The sequence below is a fragment of the Dyella silvae genome (assembly GCF_026421305.1).
Taxonomy (GTDB): domain Bacteria; phylum Pseudomonadota; class Gammaproteobacteria; order Xanthomonadales; family Rhodanobacteraceae; genus Dyella; species Dyella silvae.
In genome coordinates, this window is sequence record NZ_JAPJBQ010000001.1 from 258,282 (window position 1) to 281,556 (window position 23,275).

The 23,275-nt window shown below is 61.9% G+C and carries 24 protein-coding genes and 1 tRNA gene; 16 read left to right on the top strand and 9 right to left on the bottom strand.

Features of this window, described 5'->3' with window-relative positions; translation table 11 throughout:
* Nucleotides 1-47: 47 nt before the first annotated feature.
* The 7 genes from OQE56_RS01135 to OQE56_RS01165 all read right to left on the bottom strand — a co-directional run bounded on the left by OQE56_RS01135 (nt 48) and on the right by OQE56_RS01165 (nt 5,226).
* Nucleotides 48-1,328: an epoxide hydrolase family protein gene (locus tag OQE56_RS01135; protein WP_267220720.1), complete on the bottom strand. Its 1,281-nt coding sequence runs from the start codon at nt 1,326-1,328 to the stop codon at nt 48-50.
* A 30-nt stretch (nt 1,329-1,358) separates the two neighbouring features.
* Complete coding sequence (locus OQE56_RS01140) at nt 1,359-2,195, bottom strand: helix-turn-helix domain-containing protein (RefSeq protein ID WP_267220722.1); 837 nt, start codon at nt 2,193-2,195, stop codon at nt 1,359-1,361.
* Nucleotides 2,196-2,316: 121 nt separating this feature from the next.
* The gene (locus OQE56_RS01145; protein ID WP_267220724.1) at nt 2,317-2,868 is read right to left on the bottom strand and encodes a carboxymuconolactone decarboxylase family protein; all 552 of its coding nucleotides are present in this window, start codon (nt 2,866-2,868) and stop codon (nt 2,317-2,319) included.
* Nucleotides 2,869-3,462: 594 nt separating this feature from the next.
* Entirely contained in the window at nt 3,463-3,903 is a 441-nt protein-coding gene (locus OQE56_RS01150) for a putative quinol monooxygenase (protein ID WP_267220726.1), read from the bottom strand.
* 110 nt (nt 3,904-4,013) lie between these two features.
* Nucleotides 4,014-4,382, bottom strand: coding sequence for a VOC family protein (locus OQE56_RS01155; protein WP_267220728.1), 369 nt, complete (start codon nt 4,380-4,382; stop codon nt 4,014-4,016).
* A gap of 141 nt (nt 4,383-4,523) precedes the next feature.
* Nucleotides 4,524-4,844, bottom strand: coding sequence for a DoxX family protein (locus tag OQE56_RS01160; protein WP_267220730.1), 321 nt, complete (start codon nt 4,842-4,844; stop codon nt 4,524-4,526).
* 1 nt (nt 4,845) lies between these two features.
* A complete protein-coding gene (locus OQE56_RS01165; protein WP_267220731.1) occupies nt 4,846-5,226 on the bottom strand; it encodes a DUF4267 domain-containing protein in 381 nt (126 codons plus the stop codon).
* A gap of 114 nt (nt 5,227-5,340) precedes the next feature.
* Between OQE56_RS01165 and OQE56_RS01170 the strand changes: the two genes are divergently transcribed.
* From OQE56_RS01170 to OQE56_RS01185, 4 genes are all read left to right on the top strand, one after another.
* Nucleotides 5,341-5,934: a TetR/AcrR family transcriptional regulator gene (locus tag OQE56_RS01170; RefSeq protein WP_267220733.1), complete on the top strand. Its 594-nt coding sequence runs from the start codon at nt 5,341-5,343 to the stop codon at nt 5,932-5,934.
* A gap of 198 nt (nt 5,935-6,132) precedes the next feature.
* A complete protein-coding gene (locus OQE56_RS01175; protein ID WP_267220734.1) occupies nt 6,133-6,558 on the top strand; it encodes a MerR family transcriptional regulator in 426 nt (141 codons plus the stop codon).
* 2 nt (nt 6,559-6,560) lie between these two features.
* Entirely contained in the window at nt 6,561-9,125 is a 2,565-nt protein-coding gene (locus OQE56_RS01180) for a heavy metal translocating P-type ATPase (protein WP_425601592.1), read from the top strand.
* 97 nt (nt 9,126-9,222) lie between these two features.
* Entirely contained in the window at nt 9,223-9,387 is a 165-nt protein-coding gene (locus OQE56_RS01185; protein WP_267220737.1) for a hypothetical protein, read from the top strand.
* Here the strand turns inward: OQE56_RS01185 and OQE56_RS01190 are convergent, their stop codons facing one another.
* Nucleotides 9,388-10,332, bottom strand: coding sequence for a hypothetical protein (locus tag OQE56_RS01190; RefSeq protein WP_267220739.1), 945 nt, complete (start codon nt 10,330-10,332; stop codon nt 9,388-9,390).
* A 222-nt stretch (nt 10,333-10,554) separates the two neighbouring features.
* On the opposite strand from OQE56_RS01190, the gene OQE56_RS01195 reads away from it, so the two are divergent.
* The 10 genes from OQE56_RS01195 (at nt 10,555) to OQE56_RS01240 (ending at nt 19,528) form a co-directional block, all read left to right on the top strand.
* Nucleotides 10,555-10,962, top strand: coding sequence for a ketosteroid isomerase-related protein (locus OQE56_RS01195; protein WP_267220741.1), 408 nt, complete (start codon nt 10,555-10,557; stop codon nt 10,960-10,962).
* A gap of 3 nt (nt 10,963-10,965) precedes the next feature.
* A complete protein-coding gene (locus OQE56_RS01200) occupies nt 10,966-11,562 on the top strand; it encodes a GNAT family N-acetyltransferase (protein WP_267220743.1) in 597 nt (198 codons plus the stop codon).
* A 21-nt stretch (nt 11,563-11,583) separates the two neighbouring features.
* Complete coding sequence (gene folC / locus OQE56_RS01205) at nt 11,584-12,879, top strand: bifunctional tetrahydrofolate synthase/dihydrofolate synthase (RefSeq protein ID WP_267220746.1); 1,296 nt, start codon at nt 11,584-11,586, stop codon at nt 12,877-12,879.
* A 62-nt stretch (nt 12,880-12,941) separates the two neighbouring features.
* Entirely contained in the window at nt 12,942-13,982 is a 1,041-nt protein-coding gene (locus tag OQE56_RS01210; RefSeq protein ID WP_267220748.1) for an SPOR domain-containing protein, read from the top strand.
* 35 nt (nt 13,983-14,017) lie between these two features.
* Entirely contained in the window at nt 14,018-14,623 is a 606-nt protein-coding gene (locus tag OQE56_RS01215) for a CvpA family protein (RefSeq protein WP_267220749.1), read from the top strand.
* A 16-nt stretch (nt 14,624-14,639) separates the two neighbouring features.
* The gene (gene purF / locus OQE56_RS01220) at nt 14,640-16,115 is read left to right on the top strand and encodes an amidophosphoribosyltransferase (protein WP_267220751.1); all 1,476 of its coding nucleotides are present in this window, start codon (nt 14,640-14,642) and stop codon (nt 16,113-16,115) included.
* 67 nt (nt 16,116-16,182) lie between these two features.
* Entirely contained in the window at nt 16,183-16,995 is an 813-nt protein-coding gene (locus tag OQE56_RS01225; RefSeq protein ID WP_267220753.1) for a ferritin-like domain-containing protein, read from the top strand.
* Nucleotides 16,996-17,208: 213 nt separating this feature from the next.
* Nucleotides 17,209-17,589, top strand: a complete 381-nt coding sequence (locus OQE56_RS01230) for an ArsR/SmtB family transcription factor (RefSeq protein ID WP_267220755.1) — start codon at nt 17,209-17,211, stop codon at nt 17,587-17,589.
* Nucleotides 17,586-18,695 (top strand): SRPBCC domain-containing protein, encoded by a 1,110-nt coding sequence (locus tag OQE56_RS01235; protein ID WP_267220757.1) that lies wholly within the window; start codon nt 17,586-17,588, stop codon nt 18,693-18,695. Before OQE56_RS01230 ends, OQE56_RS01235 begins: the two co-directional genes overlap by 4 nt.
* 80 nt (nt 18,696-18,775) lie before the next feature.
* Nucleotides 18,776-19,528, top strand: coding sequence for a VOC family protein (locus OQE56_RS01240; protein WP_267220759.1), 753 nt, complete (start codon nt 18,776-18,778; stop codon nt 19,526-19,528).
* A gap of 60 nt (nt 19,529-19,588) precedes the next feature.
* Here OQE56_RS01240 and OQE56_RS01245 read toward each other — a convergent pair.
* Nucleotides 19,589-19,665: transfer RNA gene (locus OQE56_RS01245), tRNA-Pro, on the bottom strand.
* 201 nt (nt 19,666-19,866) lie between these two features.
* Between OQE56_RS01245 and hisS the strand changes: the two genes are divergently transcribed.
* Nucleotides 19,867-21,240: a histidine--tRNA ligase gene (hisS, locus tag OQE56_RS01250; protein ID WP_267220761.1), complete on the top strand. Its 1,374-nt coding sequence runs from the start codon at nt 19,867-19,869 to the stop codon at nt 21,238-21,240.
* Nucleotides 21,241-21,330: 90 nt separating this feature from the next.
* Nucleotides 21,331-23,223, top strand: a complete 1,893-nt coding sequence (locus tag OQE56_RS01255) for an HAL/PAL/TAL family ammonia-lyase (protein WP_267220763.1) — start codon at nt 21,331-21,333, stop codon at nt 23,221-23,223.
* The last annotated feature ends 52 nt before the right edge of the window (nt 23,224-23,275 follow it).

The following is a 23,275-nucleotide window of genomic DNA, read 5'->3' on the forward strand; positions in this document are numbered from 1 at the left end:
TTCCTGATGCTTGTTGTTATGACGATTCATGACAAGTCGTTGCCTGATCAAAGATTGCGCAAGCCCCTGACGAACTGACGGAGATCTTCGGCATATTCAATAGGCGCTTCCCAACCAGGGAAGTGACCGCCAAACTTCTGATGAGAATATTGCTGAACATTGTAGAAGCGCTCTGCCCATGACTTGGGCGCTGTCACCAAGTCCTTGGGCCACATGCAGATGGCGGTAGGCACGCTGACATGATCACCCGCCTGAAGTTTGGGGCGAAAGTGACGACTGTCGTAGTAATAACGCATGGACGATCCGATCGTTCCCGTCGCCCAGTAGATCATCAGGTTATCGATAAGCATGTCGAGCGGGAATGTTTGCAGCAGATCGTGGCCGTGGTCGCTCCAGAAGTAGTACTTCTCAACAATCCAACTGGCGAGGCCTGTGGGAGAATCGGCGAGCGCAAAGGCCAGCGTCTGTGGCCTCGTGGTTTGAAGATGTTCGTAAGCGCCTTCTTCTGCCTCCCAGCGGGAAACACTAGCCTGATAGGCCTTCTCGCCATCGGAAAGCGGCGCTGACGCCACCGTCAGCGGCGGATCAACCACTGCCGAAATGTGTATGCCCATCACGCTGTCCGGATGCTTCAATGCCAATCGCGTTGCGACGCCAGCACCAATGTCGGTCCCCGAGGCGACATATCGCGTGTAGCCGAGATGTTCAGTCATTAAGGCATGAAACAGATCTTCGGCATTCACTTGGTAAGGGCGCGTGGGTCGATCTGAATAACCAAACCCTGGAAGCGCCGGGATCACCAGATCGAAGGCGTCGTCTTCTGTGCCGCCAAAGGCCCTGGGATTCGCAAGCATCGGCGCGAGTTTTCCATACTCGACGAAGCTGGATGGCCATCCGTTCATCAAAAGTAGCGGTTTGGAATTGGCCCCTCGTCCCTTCAGATGGATATAGCTGATGCCGAAGCCTCCGATGTTCGCCCGGAATAGAGGCAGAGCGTTCAGCCGTTTTTCGGCCGCATCGAAGTCGTAAGCCCCATACCAATAACGCACGAGGTCCTTCAGGAACGAACCGTTCATGCCATAAAGCCAGTCTGTCGTAACCGCGTCGCTCCAGCGCGTCTGTGCAAGTCGCTGCCGAAGGTCCTTTCTCAAGTCGTTATGAAATCGGATGGTGAAGGCTTGATCGGTCATGGTGTCGCTGATTCGCTTGGACGCAGGTTGGTTGAGCGCTAGCCAACTTCTCGCCGGCGCAGCCATGGCCGAGATGGATGCGGTGGCTGCCATGGCCATTGCGCCACCGGCTTGTCGGAGAAACTGGCGTCGTAACATATGCGACTCCTGGAAGAAGATTGTATTGAGCTAGTGACCAAGCATCTGCAAGTGTTTCGTCTCGGTGCTTTCGTCAGCGGGAAACATGCACTCGATACGAAGTTCCTGTGCACTGATCGTCTGGGGAGTGCCGACAGTTGTAACCAAGGAAAAGTAGTTCAAAACTACCCCTTCTCTCACAAAGCTAAGCGGTATGACAGGGGTGGTAGGCGTATAGGACTCTGAGGCGCATGTCTTCTCGTCGTCGCCAACATCTGAGTAGGCTTTGAGTGACTGCAGCAATTCCTCCGTCTTCTCGTCAATGATGCTTCCCACCGCTTCGTGATGGACGCGTCGAATGAGACTACGTGACGTACGCTCCCAATCGCTCACAAACGGCCTCATTCCCTTTGGATCAAAGATGAGATGAAGCATGTTGCGAGGGCCGTCACGCTTCGATGTGTCGAAAAAGCAGTTGAAAAAGCGGGGTGCGTACTCATTGGTCATCAGGACATTCCAATACCTGTCCATGACGATGGCCGGAAATGGATCGTGGTGTCGGAGCATTCGTTCTATCGCATTTCGCAAGCCTTGCATCTCCAGAGCTTCGAGCGGGCTTTCGGTATAAATCGGAGCGAATCCGGCAGCCTGGAGTAGGGCATTTCGCTCGCGTAACGGGACTTCAAGCGCGAGGGCAATGTCGATCAGCACCTCTCGACTAGGATTGCTTCGGCCACTTTCGATAAAGCTGATGTGGCGCTGCGATATGCCCGTATCGAGTGATAGGTCGAATTGACTCTTGCCACGCTGCGCTCGCCAGTAGCGCATCAAAGGACCTAGAGCGTTTGTGGTGCCGGCATCATGAGTATGTTTATGCGACGTATTCATTGCGCTATCCACCTATGAGGCACAGTACTCACTGGTACTTTTGTTTGCGGCGATACCACGAGGCATCGATGCGATGACATTCAATGCATCGATGCCCGCTGCAGCGCCTACGGTCAGAGGATTAGTATGCCGTCCAGGCGTGCGTCTGGAATGCCTTCTCCACAGGCGGCTGGGTCACGCTTCCGGTGTAATTGGTGATGGTCGACGCGGCGACTATGGCAATCACTTCGAGAAGATGATCGGTTCCGAAGCCCGCCCGCAAAAACTTTTGCTTATCACGTTCATTGAGACGGCCCCTCTTTTCGATCAGAGTCTTTGCCAACCGGGAAAGCGCGGCAAGCTTGGCGTCCTTGGGCATATCGCCATCACGAATCGCCTCTACGTCGGTAGCGTCGAGACCATTCTCGAGTGCGAGCGCGGTATGGAAAGCTACCGCCCACGTAGATGCATTGGTGACGGCGTTGGTGAGCAGAACCGCCTGAACCTGCGGTTCGGAGAAGCTGCCTCCATGCACATTGCCAAACAGCCCAACAAGGCTCTTGATCAATACAGAGGACGTCGACATGGCGCCGGCGATGTTAGGAATGAATCCAAAAGCGCCTTGCAGGGACTCCAAGGCCGGCTTGGAAGCTTCTGGGGCTGAATGAAGGCTATGAACGGGGAAGTTCGACATGGCTATATCTCCCAAATGAAATCCAGAAAATCGATGTGCATTTCTCGGCGGAAGGTGCGTCCGAGTGGATGTAAATTTGAGCCGTCGAAGGAATCCCTTCAATTACTTCTGAGGTAATTAGCGGGACTGCGCTGGAGGTGCACCTCGATACCATAGGCAACCAATGCACGCAAAGGCGTTGGCCTGGTTACAGGGCCCCATGAAATGTCAGTTGGGGTTGTGGCCGGCAGGGCCAGTGCGCGCTCGCTATCCGAAGCAATGAGGTGGACTTCACTAGCCACAGTGGTTCAACTGGTTGAGCTAGGTGGGGAACGAGACAACTCCGAGCGCGATCGCAGCGACAAAGACACCAAGCGGAACAAGGTGTGTGAATTCGCGGTGGCGTAGAAGGGTCAGAATGGCAGCCGCAACAATTACCACCCCAAGCGTCACGCCAACCACGCGACTGACAGAGATCGCAATCAGAACGGCGCTCATCATCTCTAGTCAGCCGGTAACGCGGGTGAGCATAGGGAACCTGAGGCAGGTACCAGCACCGCTATGCAGCCCGGATGCTGGTACCCATGGGTGATGCCGCGAGTCATTCCAGGGTGACTACTTCGATCGGATGAACACGAGTTCCTGACGCTCGGGAGGGCCTTCCAGCAAGCCATTGCTCAGAGCTGCTCCAAGCTTTTTTATGTGCGCGCTCTCACTGTGTTCTTTGCTTGCCTCCCCATTCTTGTAGCGCTCGACGATTACGTATGCTTGGGGGTCGTTCGAAAGATGAAGTAGATCGCAGTAGATATTTCCCGATTCCTTCGCGCGAACTTCGGTCATCATCTCGCCGATCGCTTTCTCAAAATCGGCGTTCTTACCAGGCTTGACCTTGAACTTGATGACATACGCTGTCGCAGCAAGTCCGCTCAAGGTGTCGGATGTGGACGTGCTTGGCGACTGTCCATAGGCGTTGATCGTCAGCGCCAGACCCAGCAAGAGCCCCGAGACACCTGTCCATATGGCCCGTGCCCTCTTTGTTTTATCGGATGTTGTCATGGTCATATTCCTCAATGCAGTCAGTGGCGATGATTGGCATCAGGCCGGAGAGAGGCCCTCAGCATGAGCCGCGCCAATAATCTTCAGATCACATCAGCGATCTGCCGTGGTTACGGTGCGGCGTGACAAACTGCTTCGAGGTTGTTGCCGTCTGGATCTATCACGAACGCTGCGTAGTAGTTCGGGTGATAGTCCTTTCTCAGGCCTGGCTCGCCGTTATTGATCGCCCCGGCGCCGAGAGCGGCAATGTAAAAGGCGTCGACTGCGGAATGGTCTGCCCCGGTGAGGGCGATATGGATACCCGACGGCTTAGTCTCTGATGCATGGATCCATAGTGCGGGTGAGCCATCATTGCGGCCAAATCCTGCGCCTCCTTCCCATGCGAAGCGCTTTACGTAGCCAAGGGGCGCCAACGTCGTCTCATAAAAGTGCACAACTGCATCGAATTGATTGGTGCGAAGTCCGATATGGTCGAGCATGGTGTACTCCTCATTGTTTGTTGAGAGGAACCCAGAGAGCTTGTTTCGGAGTGGGCCGGAGGTTGGGGTGTGTGCTTCGAACGCAGGTATCGCTCGAAGGTATTCGGGAGGCTTGATGCGGGAGCTCGACGTGATCCGCTCTCAAAGTGAGAGCTCTGCGAGCGCGATCACGACGACAAAGGCACTGGCTGGAAAAAGGTGCTTGAATTCGCGGTGTTTCAGCACCGTCAAAACCGCAGCGGCAATGATGCTTGCCCCAAGCGCCAAGCCAACGACGCGACTGATGGGAATCGCAATCAGCACGGCGCTCATGATTTCCAGTCCGCCGGTGAAGCGGCCCCACCAGTTCGGGTAACCCCACCGCGCGAAATCGCTTCGCGTCGTCGGCGTGCCGATCGCATTCACCAAGCCCGCGCCAAAGAAGCCGGCGGCGAGGAGCCAGATTGAGAGTGCATGGATCATCTCAATGAACTCCCATCACCAGGGCCGTACCCGTCAGCACCATCACCAAGGCGGTGACGCCGTGCATGCCGAACGCCTTTCCGGCGGAGCCCTTCGCGGCAAGGACAAGCAGCATGTCGCCGACAGGAATGGCGGCTTCCGCGATCAGGATGATGCCGGCCGCACGAGGGGTGTCGCAGGCAAGCAAGGCCAGCACGGTCAACCCCGCAGCGATGTCGCGGACGCCTTTGAGACGAAGCCACCACGGCGTATTGGCGCCGCTTTCTGGAAGGGGCAGACCGAAACTCCGCGTCGCAGCCGTGGGGGTCAAAATGTATTGGGTGCCAATCGCGATGATCCCGAGAGCCAGGAGCAGCGCGAGTCCAATCGCTAGAAAGTTCATCGACGAGTCCTATGGGTGGTTTGTAGCGGAAGAATATATACTAGCAGTGCTAGAATATCAAGCTGCAATATCATGCGGCGACAGACCGGCCATCGTGGCCTGGGAGAACAGACGTTGAGCATCGCCGAGCGCAAAGGCAGGCACCGGGCGGAACGCGAGTCGCGCATCGTTGCCGCGGCACGCGTGATCGCCGAGCGCGAAGGATGGAACGCCGTAACCATTCGCCGCCTGGCCGAAGAAATCGAATACAGCCAGCCCGTCCTCTACTCACATTTTGAGAACAGGGATGCGATCGTGGCGGCGGTCGCCGTTGAGGGTTTCCAGGAACTCGGCGTAGCGCTTCGGGATGCGGAGCGTCAAGCGACAGGTCCGCAAAACGCCCTGGAACGTGCGACTGCGGCTTATCTCAGTTTCGCGCTACGTCAGCCCGCACTCTACGAAGCGATGTTTGTACTCCCGACGAATCTGCGTTTCGCTGAAGCCGAAACCAGGCCAGAACTGCGCGCTGCATTCGAGGCGCTTGCGACTGTCGTAACGCCGTTCTGCGCCAATACAGACGTCGCGACCGAAACGTTTTGGGCAACGCTCCATGGGCTTGTCGAACTCGAACGCTCAGGCCGAATCAGGCCAAGCGCACACGATGAACGTATCTCGTTTGTTATTCGCGCAGTCATTGCGTCGCAGAACAGCTCGCGAGATTCCGGCTGACGAATCGCCACCAGCGGCTTGCGTGGCTGGGTTCAAGCGAAAACCAGCCCCCGAAATATTCGGGCTGCCCAGTGCCATCGTTAAGGGCCAGTGCCAAGGTAATGGGCTTCAGTGCCAAGGTTAAGGACGCTCGACAACAGTTGGGCACGGAAGAAATGACTTGACTCTAGACCTAGATCAAAGGTCTAGACTTGTCCTATGAACACGCCCCATACCCCCATGACCATCGGTGCCGTCGCCAAGCGCGCCGGCGTGGCAATCGACACCATTCGTTATTACGAGCGTGAAGGGCTGCTGCCTGAGCCGCTGCGGCGCGCGTCGGGCTATCGCAGCTACGACGAGGGCGCAGTGCGGCAGTTGCGCTTTATTCGTCGCGCCAAGGATCTCGGCTTTACGCTGGAAGAGATCCGCGACTTGCTGGCGCTGTCCGCGGATCGCCATCGCGGCGTCAAGGCGGTGAAGCAGCGCGCGCAGGACCGGTTGGCGGCGATCAACGAGCGCATTGCCGAACTTACCCGCGTGCGGGATGGACTGGAGCAACTGATCGACGCCTGCCCGGGGCATGGTGAGCCCGACGAGTGCCCGATTCTTCGCGCGTTGGCCGACCAGGAGGGCGAGGCATGAGCATGGAGAAGCACGCGTGCTGCAGCGGCAAGGAAGCGCAGCCCGAATCCGCCGCCAAGGCATGTTGTGGCGGCAGCACATCCGATGCCGTTGCAGCGCATGCCCATCATCAAGGTGAGCATCACCACGCTGGCGGGGAAGGGCAGCCTGAGTCCGCTACCAAGTCATGCTGTGGTGGTCATGCACCGGCGGCCGCTACCGCACATGCCCATCATCATGGCGAGCATCACCATGCGGGGCATGACCACGCTGGTCATCATCACAGCCACGGCGCATCGGCTATCAAAGATCCCGTGTGCGGTATGTGCGTTGATCCAGCGACAGCCGCTCATCAGGCGGATTACGAAGGTCAGACGTACTACTTCTGTGCCTCGCGCTGTAAAGAGAAATTCCTCGCCGACCCGAAACGCTATCTGCAAGCGGATGCGCCGCCGGCACCCGTGGTGGCGGGTGCCATCTACACCTGTCCCATGCATCCGGAAGTGCAGCAGGTCGGCCCGGGCCATTGCCCCAAATGCGGCATGGCGCTGGAGCCGATGATGCCGTCCCTCGATGAGGATGACGGCCACGAACTGCGCGCCATGTCGCGACGCTTCTGGTCGCTGGCGGCACTGACGTTGCCGGTGTTCCTGCTGGCGATGGGGCCTCACTTGTTTGGCTGGCAGCTCCCCATGTCGTGGGGCAGCGTGGCGTCGTGGATAGAGGCGTTGCTTGCGACGGTGGTCGTGTTGTGGGGCGGCGCGCCGTTCTTCGCGCGTGGCTGGCAGTCGCTCAAGCCGTGGTCGCCGAACATGTACACGTTGATTGCCTTGGGCACTGGCGTGGCGTGGGCCTATAGCGCGGTCGCATTCCTTGCTCCTTCACTGTTCCCGGAAGGCTTCCGCGATATGCATGGCCGCGTCGGCGTGTACTTCGAATCGGCGGCGGTGATCGTCACCCTGGTTACGCTTGGCGATTTTCTTGAACTGCGTGCGCGCCGCCGCACCGGCGCCGCGCTGAAGGGCTTGCTTGGTCTGGCGCCGAAGACGGCGCGGCGAGTCGATGCGGATGGCATCGAACACGATGTGCCGCTGGATGCCGTGCATGCGGGAGACACACTGCGTGTGCGTCCCGGCGAGAAGGTGCCGGTGGATGGCGTTGTGCTCGAAGGCGACAGTCACGTGGACGAGTCCATGCTCACCGGCGAGCCGTTGCCCGTGAGCAAAACCAAGGATGAGCGCGTGACCGGCGGTACCGTCAATCAGGATGGCGCACTGCTGATGCGTGCGGAGAAAGTGGGTGCGGAAACCATGCTGTCGCAAATCGTGACGCTGGTGGCGCAGGCACAGCGCAGCAAGGCACCGTTGCAGCGTGTGGCCGATCGGGTAGCGGCGTGGTTCGTGCCTGTCGTGGTGGCCGTGGCGGTGTTGGCGTTTGGACTGTGGACGTGGTTGGGGCCGGATCCCAGGCTGGCTTATGCGTTGATCGCCGCCGTATCGGTGCTGATCATTGCGTGCCCGTGTGCGCTTGGTCTGGCCACGCCGATTTCCATCATGGTCGCCAGTGGCCGCGCTGCGCAGCATGGCGTGCTGTTTCGCGATGCGGCTGCCATCGAGGCGCTGCGCAGTATCGATACGCTGGTGCTGGACAAGACCGGCACGCTCACCGAGGGCAAGCCGGCCTTGAAGGACGTGGTCAGTCTCGGCGCGTTGCCGTTCGATCAGTTGCTCGGTATGGCGGCGGCGTTGGAAAAGCCCAGCGAGCATCCTCTGGGCCGCGCCATCGTGCAGGGCGCGGAGGCGCGAGGTATTCGCGTGCCGGCGGTGGAGGATTTCCGCAGCATCACGGGCGCTGGTGTGGAAGGCTCGGTGCTTGGCCACGCGGTGGCGCTGGGCAATCCGCGCATGCTGGCCAATAGTGGCATTGCGCTTGCGGAGAACGTGCAGCTTCGTGCCGATGCACTGCGCGCCGAAGGCGCAACGGTGATGTATCTCGCGGTGGACGGTGTGCTGGCCGGGTTGATCGCCGTGGCCGACCGCATCAAGGCGAGTACGCCGCAGGCCATTCGCGATCTGCATGCGGCGGGCCTGCGCATTGTCATGCTGACCGGCGACAACGTCACCACGGCCAAGGCGGTGGCGGATGCGTTGAGCATCGATGAGATGCATGCCGACGTTTCGCCAGCAGAAAAGGCGGCGGTGATTCAGTCGCTGCGTTCGGCAGGCCACCGTGTGGCCATGGCGGGCGATGGCATCAACGATGCGCCGGCGCTTGTGGTGGCCGACGTCGGTATTGCCATGGGTACGGGTACCGATATCGCGATGGAGAGCGCGCAGGTGACGCTGGTGAAGGGCGAGCTCACCGCCATCGTGCGGGCGCGTGCGCTGTCACAGGCGACCGTGCGCAACATTCGGCAGAACCTGTTCTTTGCGTTCGTCTATAACGCCGTCGGTGTGCCATTGGCGGCGGGGATGCTGTATCCGGTGCTCGGCGTCATGCTGTCGCCCATGGTCGCGGCGCTGGCGATGAGCCTTTCTTCGGTATCGGTGGTCGGCAACGCGCTGCGTCTGCGCCGCACGCCCTTGTGATGGTTGTCATAAGCGATGGCTGACGTGCCGCCCTGCCTGCCGACGTGGGCAGGGCGGATCATTTCTCCCGCACCAATAAGGTGCGGGAGGGGATCACATGAACATCATCAATGACACGCGCAGCACGCTGGAAAAGCACATGCCGCTGCTGTTGGGCCTGCTGGTGGCGCTACTCGCCGGGCGGGCGCTGAAGAAAATGTTCTGGACGGGTCTTGGCATGTATTGGGCGCTCAGAGCCACCGGCATTCACTGGTTCAGCTGATCATGGGTGAGCGGCCTTGGCATGGGCGTCAAGCCAGGGCTGCAGCGACACCTGCCAGATGTTGTATTTGCCGTCGTCCCAATCGGCACGTGTTGAACCGGATGGAGCGTCGGTAAGCCGGTCGCTGGCGAAATACAGCGTGCGATGGTCGGGGCTGAGGCGAGCCTCAGCGTCGGAGCCGGCACTGTTCACCACGTTGCCGAGATGGATCGGCGTGCCCCATTGCCCGCCGTCACGAAACGCGATGAACAGATCGATCTGACGTGCGGGCACGCGACCCGAGCCGAACACCACGAAGGATTCATCGGGAGCGACCGCAGGGTCTACATCGGTAACGGTGCCGTCGCTGAACGGCAACGGCTGCGGTTCCTGATACGTGCCGTTGACGTAGGCCGAACGAAAAAGCCTGAAATGCTTCAGGTCGTCGCCGGGATGCATGAAGTAAAGCGTGCCATCCGCGGTAACGCTGGGTGCGAAGGTGGAATCACTGCGATTGAGTATGTCCGGCAGCCGCACCGGCGCAGCCCAGCCGTTGCCTTCTCGCCGCACCATCCAGAGGTTGCCGCCGCCTTCGGGAAAGCTGCGCCCCATGAAGAAGCCGTCCAGCGGCTTGCCGCCCGGTGTTTTCGGGCGGTTGGAAATAAACACCAGGAAGCGCCCGTCAGGCGACATGCTCGCCTCCATGTCGCTCCATTGGCCGGAGAACGGGGCGGTGACCGGCGGTGACCAATGCCCGTTATCGAGATGGCTCACGAGGATGGTCGAGTGCTTGCCATCGGCGCTGCGCGAGAAAAGCACCGTGCGTCCATCCGGTGTGAAGGCCGGTGCACTGTCGTGCTGGGGGCCAGAAATCACGCCTGGCGCAAAGACCGTGGGAGCGGCCTCGGCGGCGTCAAGGCGGGTAGTGGCCAAAGCGAGAATGCAGATGCATGCGTGACGAATCATGAGGCTGGCTCTCTTCCTGAAGGGCTCAACATGTCGTGAGTAGCCACGGCGTTGGCGGGCAGAAGGCGGCAGTGCGTGGCGTTCACCGCGGCGGCCCGGGCGACTATGGCAGGCGCGGCGCGGCCGGACGAGGGACATTCGTCACCCCAAGGCTTGGTTCAGCGTAACGGGGCAGGGGTCCATGCTTTAAGCTGTGCGCCCGACTTTGCGCAGGAAGCCATGATGTCCCCCAGCCGTGCACTGATCGAGCGCTACTACGAGGCTTTCAACCGTGGCGACTGGGAGGCCATGCTTGGCTGCCTTACCGACGACGTGGCCCACGACATCAATCAGGGTCATCGTGAATCCGGTCGTGACACCTTCCGGCGCTTTCTGGATCGCATGAACCGCTGCTACCGCGAGCAACTGCGCGACGTGGTGCTGATGATCAGCGATGACGGCACCCGTGCCGCTGCCGAGTACGTGGTGCATGGCGAATATCTGGCCGACGACGAAGGGCTGCCACCCGCGCGTGGCCAGCGTTACGTGCTGCCGGGCGGTGCGTTCTTCGATATCCGCGATGGCCGCATTGCCCGCGTCAGCAATTATTACAACCTGCAGGACTGGATCGCGCAGGTGACGGAGCGCTAAGTCATGAGCGTGCGCATCATCACCAGCATCGGCAACACCGTGCGCCCGCATCTGGAAGCGCTGGCGACGCTGCGCATGCGGGTATTCCGCGACTATCCCTATCTGTATGGCGGGGATATGGCATACGAGCATAAATATCTCGACGCTTATGCGCGTTCCAAACGCAGCGTGTTCGTACAGGCGTGGGATGACGATGAGCTGGTGGGCTGTTCGACCGGCATGCCGCTGGCCGATGAGATACCTGCTATCCAACAGCCGTTTGTCGAGCGCGGCATGCTGCTGAGCGACGTGTTCTATTTCGGCGAATCCGTGCTGTTGCCGGCGTACCGGGGGCAGGGCATCGGCCATCGGTTCTTTGATCTGCGCGAAGCGCACGCCCGCGAGCTGCGGGGGTACCACTGGACCGCCTTTTGCGCGGTGGAGCGCGCGCCCAACGATCCGCGCCGCCCGCAGGACTATCGGCCCAACGATGCGTTTTGGCAGAAGCGCGGCTATCAGCGGCAGGAGAACATGTTCTGCACGCTGGACTGGACCGAGCTCGATGCCTTGGCGCCCACCGACCACCGCCTGCGTTTCTGGCTGCGTCCCATCGACGCCTGACTACAGCGAAAGTATTTCCGCATGACTCGTACTCTCGACGAATGGTTGTCCTATCAGGAACGCGTGAACGTGCGCAGCATCGAGCTGGGGCTCGATCGCGTGCGTGCCGTGTGGCAACGCATGGGAGCGCCCGCGCCTGCGCGGCGCGTGATCACGGTGGGCGGCACCAATGGCAAAGGCTCCACGGTGGCGATGCTGGAAGCCATGCTAACGGCGGCCGGCCAGCGCGCGGGCTGTTATACGTCACCGCATCTGTTGCGCTACAACGAGCGCATTCGCGTGGACGGCGCCGACGCAACGGATGAGGCGCTGATCGCCAGCTTCGAGCGCATCGAGGCGGCGCGCGACGAGATCCCGTTGACCTATTTCGAGTTCGGCACCCTGGCGGCGCTCGATCTGTTTGCGCGCGCCGGTCTTGATGTGGCGGTGCTCGAGGTCGGCCTGGGTGGCCGGCTGGACGCGGTCAACATCATCGACGCCGATGTCGCGGTGGTAACCACTGTCGATCTCGATCACATGGACTGGCTCGGCCCTGATCGCGACACCATTGGCGCGGAGAAAGCAGGCATTGCGCGCAAGGGACGCCCGGTCATGGTCGGCGAGTCTGATCCACCGGCAGGGTTGCTTGATGCCTTGCACCGCGCCGGCGCGGTTGTGGAGCGGGCCAGCGTGGACTTCATGGTGGACCGTCTGCCCGCGGGCGGCTGGCAGTGGCGTCATCGCGACGGCACGGCGCTGACCTTGCCCGACCCGGTACTCGCTGCGCCGGTGCAATACGCCAACGCGGCTGCCGCCATCGCGGCCTTGCATGCGTTACAGCTGACGGACAACACGCTGGCAAACAGCGACCTCGCCCATGCAGCCTCCACCGGTTTGCGTGGCGCGCATGTAGCGGCGCGGCTGCAGTCGCTAGGCGGCGACCCCGCGCTGGTGGTGGATGTGGGCCATAACCCTCAGGCTGCACGGGCCTTGGCCGAATGGCTCGATGCGAACCCGGGTGGCCGCGTCCATGCCGTGTATGGCGCGCTTGCCGACAAGGATGTGGCCGGCGTGATCCGTGCGCTGGGTGCGCGCATCGACCATTGGCATCTGGCGGGGCTGGAACAGGACACGCCACGCGGCCTGCCAGCCGCTGTGCTGGCGGAACAGCTGATGCTGGCGTTACCGGATGCGCGTTACGACACACACTCGAACGTGGCGGAGGCGCTGGCGGCCGCGCGTGCCGCCACGCAATCGGGCGAACGCGTGCTTGCTTTCGGCTCGTTTTTTGTCGCGGCGGCGGTGCTTGCTGAATCGGGTGGCCCGAAGACGGCCTGAGCGGCGACCGGGACAGGTATAATCGCGCCCGTCCTCGCACCCCCTGCCGTTTGGAGCCCGACTTGAAAACACGTCTGCTGGGAGCTGCCGTACTCATCGCGCTGGCTGTGCTGTTTGTGCCGATGTTTTTCTCCAGCAACCCTCCGGCTACGGGTGGCGACGAATCGGTAAGCCTGGCCATTCCGCCAGCACCCGATCGCGATCTGCAGACCAAGACGATGAGCCTCACGCCGGGTGCGGCGCCGGCCTCTACCGTAGCGCCGGCATCCAAGCCGGCTGTGTCTGTGCCGACCCCGGCTGCCAATGCGACGCCGGTGGGTTCGCCGGATCAGCTGGCCACGGTGAATATCGGCTCCAACCGCCCGCGCGATGTGGAGACGGACCCCCAGGCCGGTCAGAAGCCCGAGCCGACCACGGTCACCAAGCCGGGCTCCAGTGCGGCACAACCGATGATTCCGGCCCAGACCAAGGGCGCTGCCGCAGCAGCGACCGCCGCGGCCAAGCAGGCGGCGAGCAGCCCAGCTATCCCGGCGCCGTCGCAGTCCACGGCGCCGCCCGCGACGGCGGCTCATGGCCAGTACTCCATCAATCTCAGCGCTTATGCGTCGACCGCCAGTGCGCAGAGCCTGATCCAGCGTGTGCGCGCCCTGGGCTATCCGGCATCGGGCCGCTCCATCAGCCAGGCGGGCAAGCAGCTGACCATGGTCACGGCGGGCCCGTTCGAGTCGCGTGCCGCCGCCGAGGCAGCGCGCCTGAAGATCACCCAGACCATTCCGGGGGCTCCGGCCCGCCTGGAAGGCAGCGCCACCACGCCGGCACAGGATGACGCGCCGGCTGCCACCACCGCCGCTGCAGCTCCGGCCCGTACCGGTGGCTGGGCCGTGCAGGTGGCCGCCATGGGCACCCAGGCTGACGCCAATGTGCTGCGCGACAAGCTGCGCGCCAACGGTTTCGACGGCTATGTGGATACGGTAAATGCCAACGGCAAGCAGCTATGGCGCGTGCGCGCGGGCCCGCAGACGCAGCGCGCCGATGCCGTGCGCATTCGCGACCAGATCAAAACCAAGCTTGGTGTGGACGGCAACGTCGTCACCGCCCCGTGAGCGTCTATCTGAACCAGACACGGTGAGGTGACCCGGTGAATTGGGCCGATTACATCATTGTTGCCATATTGGGCGTTTCGGTCTTGATCGGACTGTGGCGCGGCCTCATTTCAGAGGTGCTGGCGCTGGCGGTATGGGCGGCGGCGTTCTGGGTAGCCTGGACGTTTGGTCCGAGCGTGGCAGGGTACTTTGAGCACAGCATCCAGCTGCCTTCGGCGCGGATTCTGGTGGGATACGGCATCTGTTTTCTTGCCGTGTTGATTGCAGGAGCGCTGCTGCGGTTTTTGGTCAGCAAGCTGGTGGAGGGTACCGGGTTGTCCGGCACCGACCGTCTGCTCGGCATGGTGTTCGGTTTTGCGCGCGGCGTGCTGCTGGTGACGCTTGCGGTGTTCTTGCTCGGGTTTACCGCGTTCATACGCGACCCGTGGTGGCACGAATCGGTGTTATTGCCGCAGTTCAAGGGAATGGCTGCGTGGCTGGGCGAGCGAGTGCCGGACAGTGTCCGCCACTACCTCAATCCCCCAGCGGTACTTGACCATTTGCCCGCCTTGCCGGCGGGTATCCCGGGCGCTTTACCAGCGACCGGTCACCAAAACCATCCCGCTGCCGCAACCACGGCCGCTTCGGCAACCAGCTACTAATTACAGGCTTTCAACCATGTGCGGAATCATCGGCATCGTCGGCACCAGTGAGGTCGCCGCGTCCCTCTATGACGGTCTGACCGTCTTGCAGCATCGCGGCCAGGACGCTGCCGGTATCGCCACTGTGGACGGCGCGCGCCTTCGCCTGCACAAAGGCAACGGACTGGTGCGCGACGTGTTCAACCAGACCGCGATGAGCGGGCTGCACGGGCGCATCGGCATTGGCCACTGCCGCTATCCCACGGCCGGTTCTGACGGCTCGTCCGAAGCGCAGCCGTTCTACGTGAACTCGCCTTATGGCATCGCCTTTGCTCACAACGGCAATCTGGTGAACACCGAGACGCTGCGCCGCGAGATGTTCGAAGACGACCGTCGCCACATCAACACCGATTCGGATTCCGAGGTGCTGCTGAACGTGCTGGCGCACGAGCTGCAGATCCAGGACCGCATGGCGCTGACGCCGGACCATATCTTCAAGGCCGTGGCTGGCGTGCATCAGCGTGCGCGCGGTGGCTACGCCTGCATCGCGTTGGTGTTGGGTTACGGCCTGCTGGCTTTCCGCGATCCCAACGGTATCCGTCCGCTGGTGCTCGGTGAGCGTGTGACGCCGGAAGGCCGCGAATACGCCGTCGCCTCCGAGTCGGTGGCGCTCGACATCCTTGGTTTCAAGCGCCTGCGTGACGTGGAGCCGGGCGAGGCTGTCTTCATCACCAACGATGGCCAGCTGTACGCGCGCCACTGTGCAGAAAGCGCGGTGCACGCGCCGTGCATCTTCGAATACGTGTACCTCGCACGTCCGGACTCGATGATCGAGAACGTGTCGGTGTACAAGGCCCGCCTGCGCATGGGCCAGAAGCTGGCGGAGAAGATCCTGCGCGAGCGTCCGGACCACGGTATCGAAGCGGTGATTCCCATTCCCGACACAGCGCGTACCGCAGCGTCCGCGCTGGCGGAAGCGCTGGGCGTGCCGTTCCGCGAAGGCTTCGTCAAGAACCGCTACATCGGCCGCACCTTCATCATGCCGGGGCAGGGCGAGCGCGTGAAATCCGTGCGCCGCAAGCTCAACCCGGTGGAGCTGGAATTCCGTAAGAAGAACGTGCTGCTGGTGGATGACTCCATCGTGCGTGGCACCACTTCGCGTCAGATTATCCAGATGGCGCGCGACGCCGGCGCCAGGAACGTGTTTTTCGCCTCTGCCGCACCGCCGGTGCGCTACCCGAACGTGTACGGCATCGACATGCCTGCCGCTTCCGAGCTGGTGGCTGCCGGCCACTCCGAGAAGGAAGTCGAGCAGATACTCGGCGCTGACTGGCTGATCTACCAGGATCTGCCGGATCTGGTGTGGGCGGTGCAGGACGGCAACGAATCGCTCAAGCAATTTGACACCTCGTGCTTCTCCGGCGAATACGTCACCGGCCTGGATCAGCAGTACCTGCAGCAGATTGAAATGCTGCGCTCCGACGACGCCAAGGCGGCTCGCCGCAGCGCGTAAGGGTTTCGTATCTGTGGGAGCGCACCCTGTGCGCTCCCACAGATAGTCCTTCTTGCGATCATTGCTCATGACCGCCGACCTCCACGCCGCCGCCAAGCGCTGCCTCGACGCCACTGACCCGGCTGAAAAGCTGCGCCTTACTCACGCAACGTGGGAGGCGTTCCTGACGGGTGAATTGGCCCCCGATGACGCATCGCAGGTGCCGGAGCCCATTCGTTCTCCCGGTCGTCCCGAAAAACCGCAGCTGGTGCCGCAGCGCCAGGTGCCGCACCGCGGCCTGGGCACGCCAGAAGGGCGCGCCGCACTCGTGCACGCCGTAGCTCATATCGAATTCAACGCGATCAACCTCGCGTGGGATGCGGTGTACCGCTTTCGCGGCAAGCCGCTCGATTACTACCGGGACTGGGCCAGCTGCGCGAACGATGAAGCGCGTCACTTCGCCATGCTGTCCGAGCGCCTCGCCGAACTTGGCCACGCCTACGGCGATTTCGACGCACACAACGGTCTGTGGGAAATGGCCGAGAAAACCGCGCATCACGACACCGCACGCATGGCACTGGTGCCGCGTGTGCTCGAAGCGCGCGGGCTTGATGTCACGCCCGGCATGATCGAGCGACTGTTGAGCGTGGGCGATACGCGCACGGTCGCGATCCTCGAAGTGATCCTGCGCGAGGAAGTGGCACACGTGGCGGCGGGTACGCGCTGGTTCCGCCATTGCTGCGAGCGTGATGGCATCGATCCGCGCGAAACCTTCCTTGATCTGCTGCGCGACTATATGGGGCGAAATCTGCGTGGGCCGTTCAATCGTCCTGCGCGGCTGGCCGCCGGTTTTGATGACGAAGAGCTCGATCAGCTGACCGCGCTGGCGCTGGAAGTCTGAGTCTCCGTCAGCGGTTTCCTCCACCTCTCCCATTTCGTCATTCCAGCCTCCGAGGGGGCAGATCTGGTGTCTTTGCTTCTGCAGAGGGCGAGGCCGCTGGATCTCAGCCGTCACTGGGATGACCTGAGGCGATAGAGGGCATTTTTTCAGGCGTCATTTCTCCCGCTGTCTCCGGCACTTGACTGTCGATTAACCAAGTGGTTAAGTGACGGTATGTCCACCGTCCCCGACACCCTCTCGATCACCTTCGCTGCACTGGCTGACCCCACGCGCCGCGCCATCCTTGAGCGCCTCGCCGAAGGGGAGGCCACCGTCAGCGAGTTGGCCAACCCGTTCAGCATTTCGGCACCCGCCATCTCACGGCATCTACGCGTTCTGGCCGAAGCTGGACTGATCGAGCGCGAAATCGATGCGCGCTGGCGCATCTGCCACCTGCGCGCGGACGCCTTGAGAGGCGCGCACGGCTGGCTCGAAACCTATCGTCGCCATTGGGAAGACAACCTCGATCGCCTGGTTGAATTCGTCGAACGTACGCACGCTGGCGACACCGATCACATCAAGCGCACCGCCGGTGCGCGGAGGAAAAAGCCATGACAGCAGTTGCGGAACGAACTCAGGCGGAAGCGGCCAGCTTCGAGCTTGAAATGACGCGTTTCATCCGGGCACCGCGTGAGAAGGTGTTCGATGCCTTCGTCCGTCAGGACGCGCTTGCCGCGTGGCATTGCCCACGAGGCATGCATGTCACCGATGCCAGTGCCGATGCCCGCATCGGTGGACGCTACCGCATCGCCATGGCGGCGCGCGATGGCTCCAGCTTTGCCGCAGGCGGTGAATACCAGGTGCTCGATCGCGCGGATTTCCTGGCTTACACCTGGTCGTGGGAGCAAGGCCCCATGACCGGCCGCGTCACCCTGATCGAAGTCACGCTGACGGCCAAAGATGGCGGCACTGCATTGCATATGCGGCATACCGGTTTCCCGGATGCGATGTTCCGCGATGGACACATGGCCGGTTGGCACTCTGTGTTCAACAACCTGGTCGACTACCTCGATCCCGAAGGCAGTGCCGCGACCGTCACCGTCATCGGCGACCCGCGCAGCACTTATTGCCGTACGGTGCGTATGGCGCTGGCGGAGAAGGGCGTGGCCTACACGCTGCAACCTGCCGCCCCCAGTTCGCCTGAAGTGACGGAGATCAACCCCTTCTCACGTATTCCGGTGTTTCGCGATGGCGTCATCGAGTTCTATGAAACCCGCGCCATCCTCGGCTACATCGATGAGGCTTTCGACGGTCCAAGTCTGCTGCCCACGGGCGGGCTGACATCGCGTGCGCGCAATGAGCAATGGATCAGCGTGATCAACTGTTACTTCTATGACGCGGTGGTGCGCCGCTACGTGGTGCAATACCTGTTCCCCAAGGGCGCCAACGGTGAACCGGATCGCGCGGTCATTGATGCGGCGCTGCCCGAGATTGATCGCCAGCTCGCCGTGTTCGAAAAAGCCTATGGCGGACAGGACTATCTCGCGGGCTCTGCGGCTTCCATGTGCGACTACTTGCTGGCACCCATCCTCTGCTATCTGGAGCGCTATCCGGAGGGTGCTGCCCTGATGGGCAAGTATCCGAATATCCGCCGTGGCCAGGCACTGATGCGCGCGCGCGAAAGCTACATCGCCACCGAAGCCATTTTCACTGCGGCATAGCCAGTCTCCCGCCGATTCGCGGCATCGGTGCCGCGGATCGGCGCCCATCGTTCGTGTACTCGAAGCGAAGAGGCAAACCTATGAAAACAGAAGCCGGAAAACTCGTATGGGTCGAGCACGCCAGTGCCGACCCTGTGAAAGCACGTGCGTTCTATGAAGGCTTGTTCGGTTGGAATGACTCGCCCATGGATGTGGCAGGCAGCACCTATCACGTCATCATGAATGCCGGCGAAGGTATTGGCGGTTTTCGATCTGCACAGGAAGGTGAGCCCACCAACTGGGGCATCTACCTGAGCGTCGCAGACGTCGATGCGAGCCACAAGAAAGCCACCGGGGCAGGTGCCAAAACCTGCATGCCGCCCACCGACTTTCCGCCGGTGGGGCGCGGCGCCACCATGATCGATCCGGTCGGTGCCATGTTTTCCATCTGGCGTAGCACCATCGACGACAAGCCCGATGCCGATGTGCCGCCCGGACATTGGTGCTGGCACGAACTGCATGCCAGCGACGCCGAAAAGGCGCTGTCCTTCTATGAAGGGTTGTTCGGCCTGAAGCACGATGCCATGCCTTCACCTGGTGGCACTTACTACGTGCTCAAACAGGGCGAGAGCGAGCGGCGTGGCGGTCTTATGAAGTCGCACGATGGCGGGCCCTCGTCCATGTGGCTGCCTTACGTCTATGTCACCGACGTGGACGCGACCACGGCCAAAGCCAGGAAGCTGGGCGCTGAAGTGTGCGTGCAACCAACCGATATTCCCAATATCGGCCGCTTCGCTGTGCTGAGCGACCCGCAGGGCGCGTCGTTCGCGGTGTTTCTCCCGCTGCGCCAGTGACGCAAGCGGCCGTGGAGCCAATAAAAAAGCCGGCACTAGGCCGGCTTTTTTATTGAATTTTGGTCGGGGTGACATGATTCGAACATGCGACTTCTACGTCCCGAACGTAGCGCTCTACCAGGCTGAGCTACACCCCGTGGGAGCCGCGTATCTTAATGACACCTCGAGGGCTTGGCAACAGTTTGTGAAGAAATTTCTTCCCGGCCGTTCGCAAGGGTGTCGCAGCACCTCCTGAGGAGGGGCTGGGGACGGCCTTCTGCTAACCTATGCGGCTCTGTCGAACAGGTCGCCAACGACCCGTTCGGCCGACCTTTTCATATCGCTTAGCAGAGGATTTCATGGCGCTTACCCCGGCCCGCACCATGCCCGGCGTGCTCGAGCTGCTGCCGCTCGATCAGATTGCGTTCCAGCGCATGCTCGACGTGATCCGTCGCAACTATGAGCGCTTTGGCTTCCTGCCGGTGGAAACGCCGGTGATCGAATTTTCCGACGTGCTGCTGACCAAGACCGGCGGTGAGACCGAGCGTCAGGTCTATTTCGTGCAGTCGACAGGTTCGCTGGAGCAGGGTGAGAAACCGGATCTGGCGCTGCGCTTTGATCTCACCGTGCCGCTGGCCCGTTATGTGGCCGAGCACGAGCATGACCTGTCGTTCCCGTTCCGCCGCTACCAGATGCAGCGCGTGTACCGCGGCGAGCGTGCTCAGCGCGGCCGGTTCCGTGAGTTCTACCAGTGCGACATCGATGTGATCGGTAAGGACAGCCTGTCGGTGCGTTATGACGCCGAACTGCCCGCCGTCATCTATAGCGTGTTCCGAGAGCTCAACATCGGCGCGTTCACCATCCAGATCAACAACCGCAAGCTGATCCGCGGCTTCTACGAAAGCCTGGGCATTCTCGACGGCGAGATGCAGACGCTGGTGTTGCGCGAGGTGGACAAGCTCGACAAGCGCGGCGCCGACTACCTGCGCGAAACGCTGACCGGTCCGCAGTTCGGACTGAGTGCCGAGACGGCGCAGAAGATCCTCGACTTCTCGCAGGGGCGTTCGACCTCGCTGCAGGATGCGTTCGACAAGCTCGATGCGCTGGGTTCGGGCGGCGAGGCACTGGAGCAGGGCCGTGCTGAGCTGAAGGAAGTGCTGGGCATGATCCGCGACTTCGGCGTGCCCGAATCGCATTACATGCTGAACTTCTCGATCGCGCGCGGCCTGGATTACTACACGGGCACCGTGTACGAAACCACGCTCAACGATTACCCGCAGATCGGCTCGATCTGCTCGGGTGGCCGCTACGAAAATCTCGCCGGTCAGTACACCAAGTCCAGGCTGCCCGGTGTCGGCATCTCCATCGGCCTGACGCGGCTTTACTGGCAGTTGCGCGACGCGGGCCTGATCGCCACCGGCGAGAGCACCGTTGATGTGCTGGTGACGCAGATGGACGAAGCCCAACTGCCCGCATATCTGGCCTTGGCCAGTGAGCTGCGTGGCGCCGGTATCGCCACCGAGGTGGTGCTGGAAGGCGGCAAGCTCGGCAAGCAGTTCAAGTACGCCAACCGCGCGGGCATTCGCTTTGTGATCGTGCTCGGCGAGGATGAGATCGCCAAGGGCGTGGTGACGGTGAAGGATCTTCGCCGCGAAGATCAGTTCGAGGTGTCCCGCGCCGAACTGATCAAGACACTGCGTGTCGAACTGGCACAGGCCGAAATCAGCCGCTAAGCACGTACGCGTGCACCGTTGCCGTGCCTTGAAGGCGCGGCAACGGCGACCTACTCACCTATTGAAAGCCCGTCCGGGCTCGGAGCAAGCATGACGGCAAAGACGATACTCCTGGACGGCAATAGCCTGACCCGCGATCAGCTGGTGGCCGTGTCGCGCCAGGGTTTGCGCGTGGAACTGGACGAGACGCAGCTCAAGCGTGTGCAGCGGGCTGCCGATTTCCTCGCCGATAAGGTGAGCTGCGGCGAGCCGACCTATGGCGTGACCACGGGTTTCGGAAGCAACGCGGACAAGCTGCTTGGCGCTCACCGTCTGCGCGACGAGCTGCCGGGCGGCAACCCGGACAAGCCGGAAGGCACGCTGCTGGAAGAATTGCAGCACAACCTCATCACCACGCATGCCGTGTGCGTGGGCAAGCCGTTTGCGCCGGAAGTCGTGCGCGCCATGCTGGTGATTCGCATCAACACGTTGATGCGCGGCCACTCGGGCATTCGCGTGGAAACGTTGAAGGCGCTCACCGCCATGCTCAACGCCGGCGTCGTGCCGGTGGTGCCGGAGAAGGGTTCGGTAGGCGCCAGTGGCGACCTTGCGCCGCTGTCGCATCTGGCCATCGTGTTGCTGGGCGGTGGTGAGGCGTTCTATCAAGGCGAGCGCATGAGCGGTGCCGATGCGCTCAAGCGCGCGGGCCTCAGCCCGATCCGGTTGTCCTTCAAGGAGGGCCTGGCGCTCAATAACGGCACGGCGCAGATGCTGGCGACCGCGACGCTCGCGCTGGATGAGCTGGAGCATTTGCTGGATCTTGCCGACCTGGCGGCCGCCATGACACTCGATGCCTTTGCCGGCCGCAGCGGCGCACTGCGCCCCGAGGTTCATGCATTGCGTCCGCATCCGGGACAGGTGGAAACCGCGGCCCATGTGCGCGAGCTGCTGGAAGGCAGCACGCTGGTCGACATTCCGTATCACCTCGTGCCGCGCTTCCGGCAGTGGAGTGCGGAGGCATGGGCCGATCCGGCCGATCAGGCGCTCACGTTCGATATCGGCTGGGACTGGGTGCCCGCCAACCAGCGTCATGGCCGCGAGGCTTTCTATTCGCGCTTCCTGCCGTTCAAGGGCGGCAAAAAGCATCAGCCGCAGGATGCCTATTGCCTGCGTTGCATGCCGCAGGTGCATGGCGCAGTGCGCGACGCCTGGGCGCAGGCCTGCCGTGTCATCGACATCGAATTGAATTCGGTGACCGACAATCCGCTGATCTTCCCGGATGCAGAGGACGCGCAGTTCATCGAGGAGCAGGTGATCTCCGCGGGCCACTTCCATGGCATGCCGCTGGCGCTGGCCATGAGCTACGTGAAGGCGGCCATTCCCGTGTTGGCCTCGATCTCCGAGCGTCGTCTCAACAAGCTCGTGGACCCGGCCACCAACGATGGCCTGCCGGCGTTCCTCACCGGCAATGAAGATGGCACGGACTCAGGCTTCATGATCGTGCAGTACACCGCGGCGGCGCTGGTCAACGACCTGGCCACGCGTGCGCACCCTGCCAGCGTGTATTCGGTGCCGACCAGTGCCAATGCCGAAGACCATGTCTCGATGGGTGCCAACGAGGCCCGTCACGTGCTGGAGATGATGGAAGACCTCGGTCACGTGGTGGCGATGGAGCTCTACACGGCGGCGCAGGCACTGGATTTCCGCCAGGCCATGCTCAATGCGGCCTGCCGCCTCGCTGCACGCGGTCATTGGCAGGCGCTGGCCGGCAAGGTATCCAACGCGCCGCGCGAAGATCATCCGCATTACGCGCAGTTTGTGACTGAGGTACAGCAGTTGACGGCTGCGCTGGCTAACGTCGGCGATTTCCATGCCGGTGCCGCTGTGCGAAAGGCGCACGATGCCGTGCGCAAGCAGATTGGCTTCATGTCGCGTGACCGCGCGATGGATGGCGATGTGCGAGCCATCTGTGAGCTGGTGCGGCAGCGGGTGTTTGCTCAGTAAGCCGGCAAACAAAAAGGGCGCTTCGGCGCCCTTTTTTATGGCTTGAGGCGGG

Excerpts from the sequence above, each read along its gene's own strand:
- OQE56_RS01135 (WP_267220720.1), bottom strand. The coding sequence starts at position 1,328 with ATGTTACGACGCCAGTTTCTCCGACAAGCCGGTGGCGCAATGGCCATG.
- OQE56_RS01140 (WP_267220722.1), bottom strand. The coding sequence starts at position 2,195 with ATGAATACGTCGCATAAACATACTCATGATGCCGGCACCACAAACGCT.
- OQE56_RS01145 (WP_267220724.1), bottom strand. The coding sequence starts at position 2,868 with ATGTCGAACTTCCCCGTTCATAGCCTTCATTCAGCCCCAGAAGCTTCC.
- OQE56_RS01150 (WP_267220726.1), bottom strand. The coding sequence starts at position 3,903 with ATGACAACATCCGATAAAACAAAGAGGGCACGGGCCATATGGACAGGT.
- OQE56_RS01155 (WP_267220728.1), bottom strand. The coding sequence starts at position 4,382 with ATGCTCGACCATATCGGACTTCGCACCAATCAATTCGATGCAGTTGTG.
- OQE56_RS01160 (WP_267220730.1), bottom strand. The coding sequence starts at position 4,844 with ATGATCCATGCACTCTCAATCTGGCTCCTCGCCGCCGGCTTCTTTGGC.
- OQE56_RS01165 (WP_267220731.1), bottom strand. The coding sequence starts at position 5,226 with ATGAACTTTCTAGCGATTGGACTCGCGCTGCTCCTGGCTCTCGGGATC.
- OQE56_RS01175 (WP_267220734.1), top strand. The coding sequence starts at position 6,133 with ATGAACACGCCCCATACCCCCATGACCATCGGTGCCGTCGCCAAGCGC.
- OQE56_RS01180 (WP_425601592.1), top strand. The coding sequence starts at position 6,561 with ATGGAGAAGCACGCGTGCTGCAGCGGCAAGGAAGCGCAGCCCGAATCC.
- OQE56_RS01185 (WP_267220737.1), top strand. The coding sequence starts at position 9,223 with ATGAACATCATCAATGACACGCGCAGCACGCTGGAAAAGCACATGCCG.
- OQE56_RS01190 (WP_267220739.1), bottom strand. The coding sequence starts at position 10,332 with ATGATTCGTCACGCATGCATCTGCATTCTCGCTTTGGCCACTACCCGC.
- OQE56_RS01195 (WP_267220741.1), top strand. The coding sequence starts at position 10,555 with ATGTCCCCCAGCCGTGCACTGATCGAGCGCTACTACGAGGCTTTCAAC.
- OQE56_RS01200 (WP_267220743.1), top strand. The coding sequence starts at position 10,966 with ATGAGCGTGCGCATCATCACCAGCATCGGCAACACCGTGCGCCCGCAT.
- folC (WP_267220746.1), top strand. The coding sequence starts at position 11,584 with ATGACTCGTACTCTCGACGAATGGTTGTCCTATCAGGAACGCGTGAAC.
- purF (WP_267220751.1), top strand. The coding sequence starts at position 14,640 with ATGTGCGGAATCATCGGCATCGTCGGCACCAGTGAGGTCGCCGCGTCC.
- OQE56_RS01225 (WP_267220753.1), top strand. The coding sequence starts at position 16,183 with ATGACCGCCGACCTCCACGCCGCCGCCAAGCGCTGCCTCGACGCCACT.
- OQE56_RS01230 (WP_267220755.1), top strand. The coding sequence starts at position 17,209 with ATGTCCACCGTCCCCGACACCCTCTCGATCACCTTCGCTGCACTGGCT.
- OQE56_RS01235 (WP_267220757.1), top strand. The coding sequence starts at position 17,586 with ATGACAGCAGTTGCGGAACGAACTCAGGCGGAAGCGGCCAGCTTCGAG.
- OQE56_RS01240 (WP_267220759.1), top strand. The coding sequence starts at position 18,776 with ATGAAAACAGAAGCCGGAAAACTCGTATGGGTCGAGCACGCCAGTGCC.
- hisS (WP_267220761.1), top strand. The coding sequence starts at position 19,867 with ATGGCGCTTACCCCGGCCCGCACCATGCCCGGCGTGCTCGAGCTGCTG.
- OQE56_RS01255 (WP_267220763.1), top strand. The coding sequence starts at position 21,331 with ATGACGGCAAAGACGATACTCCTGGACGGCAATAGCCTGACCCGCGAT.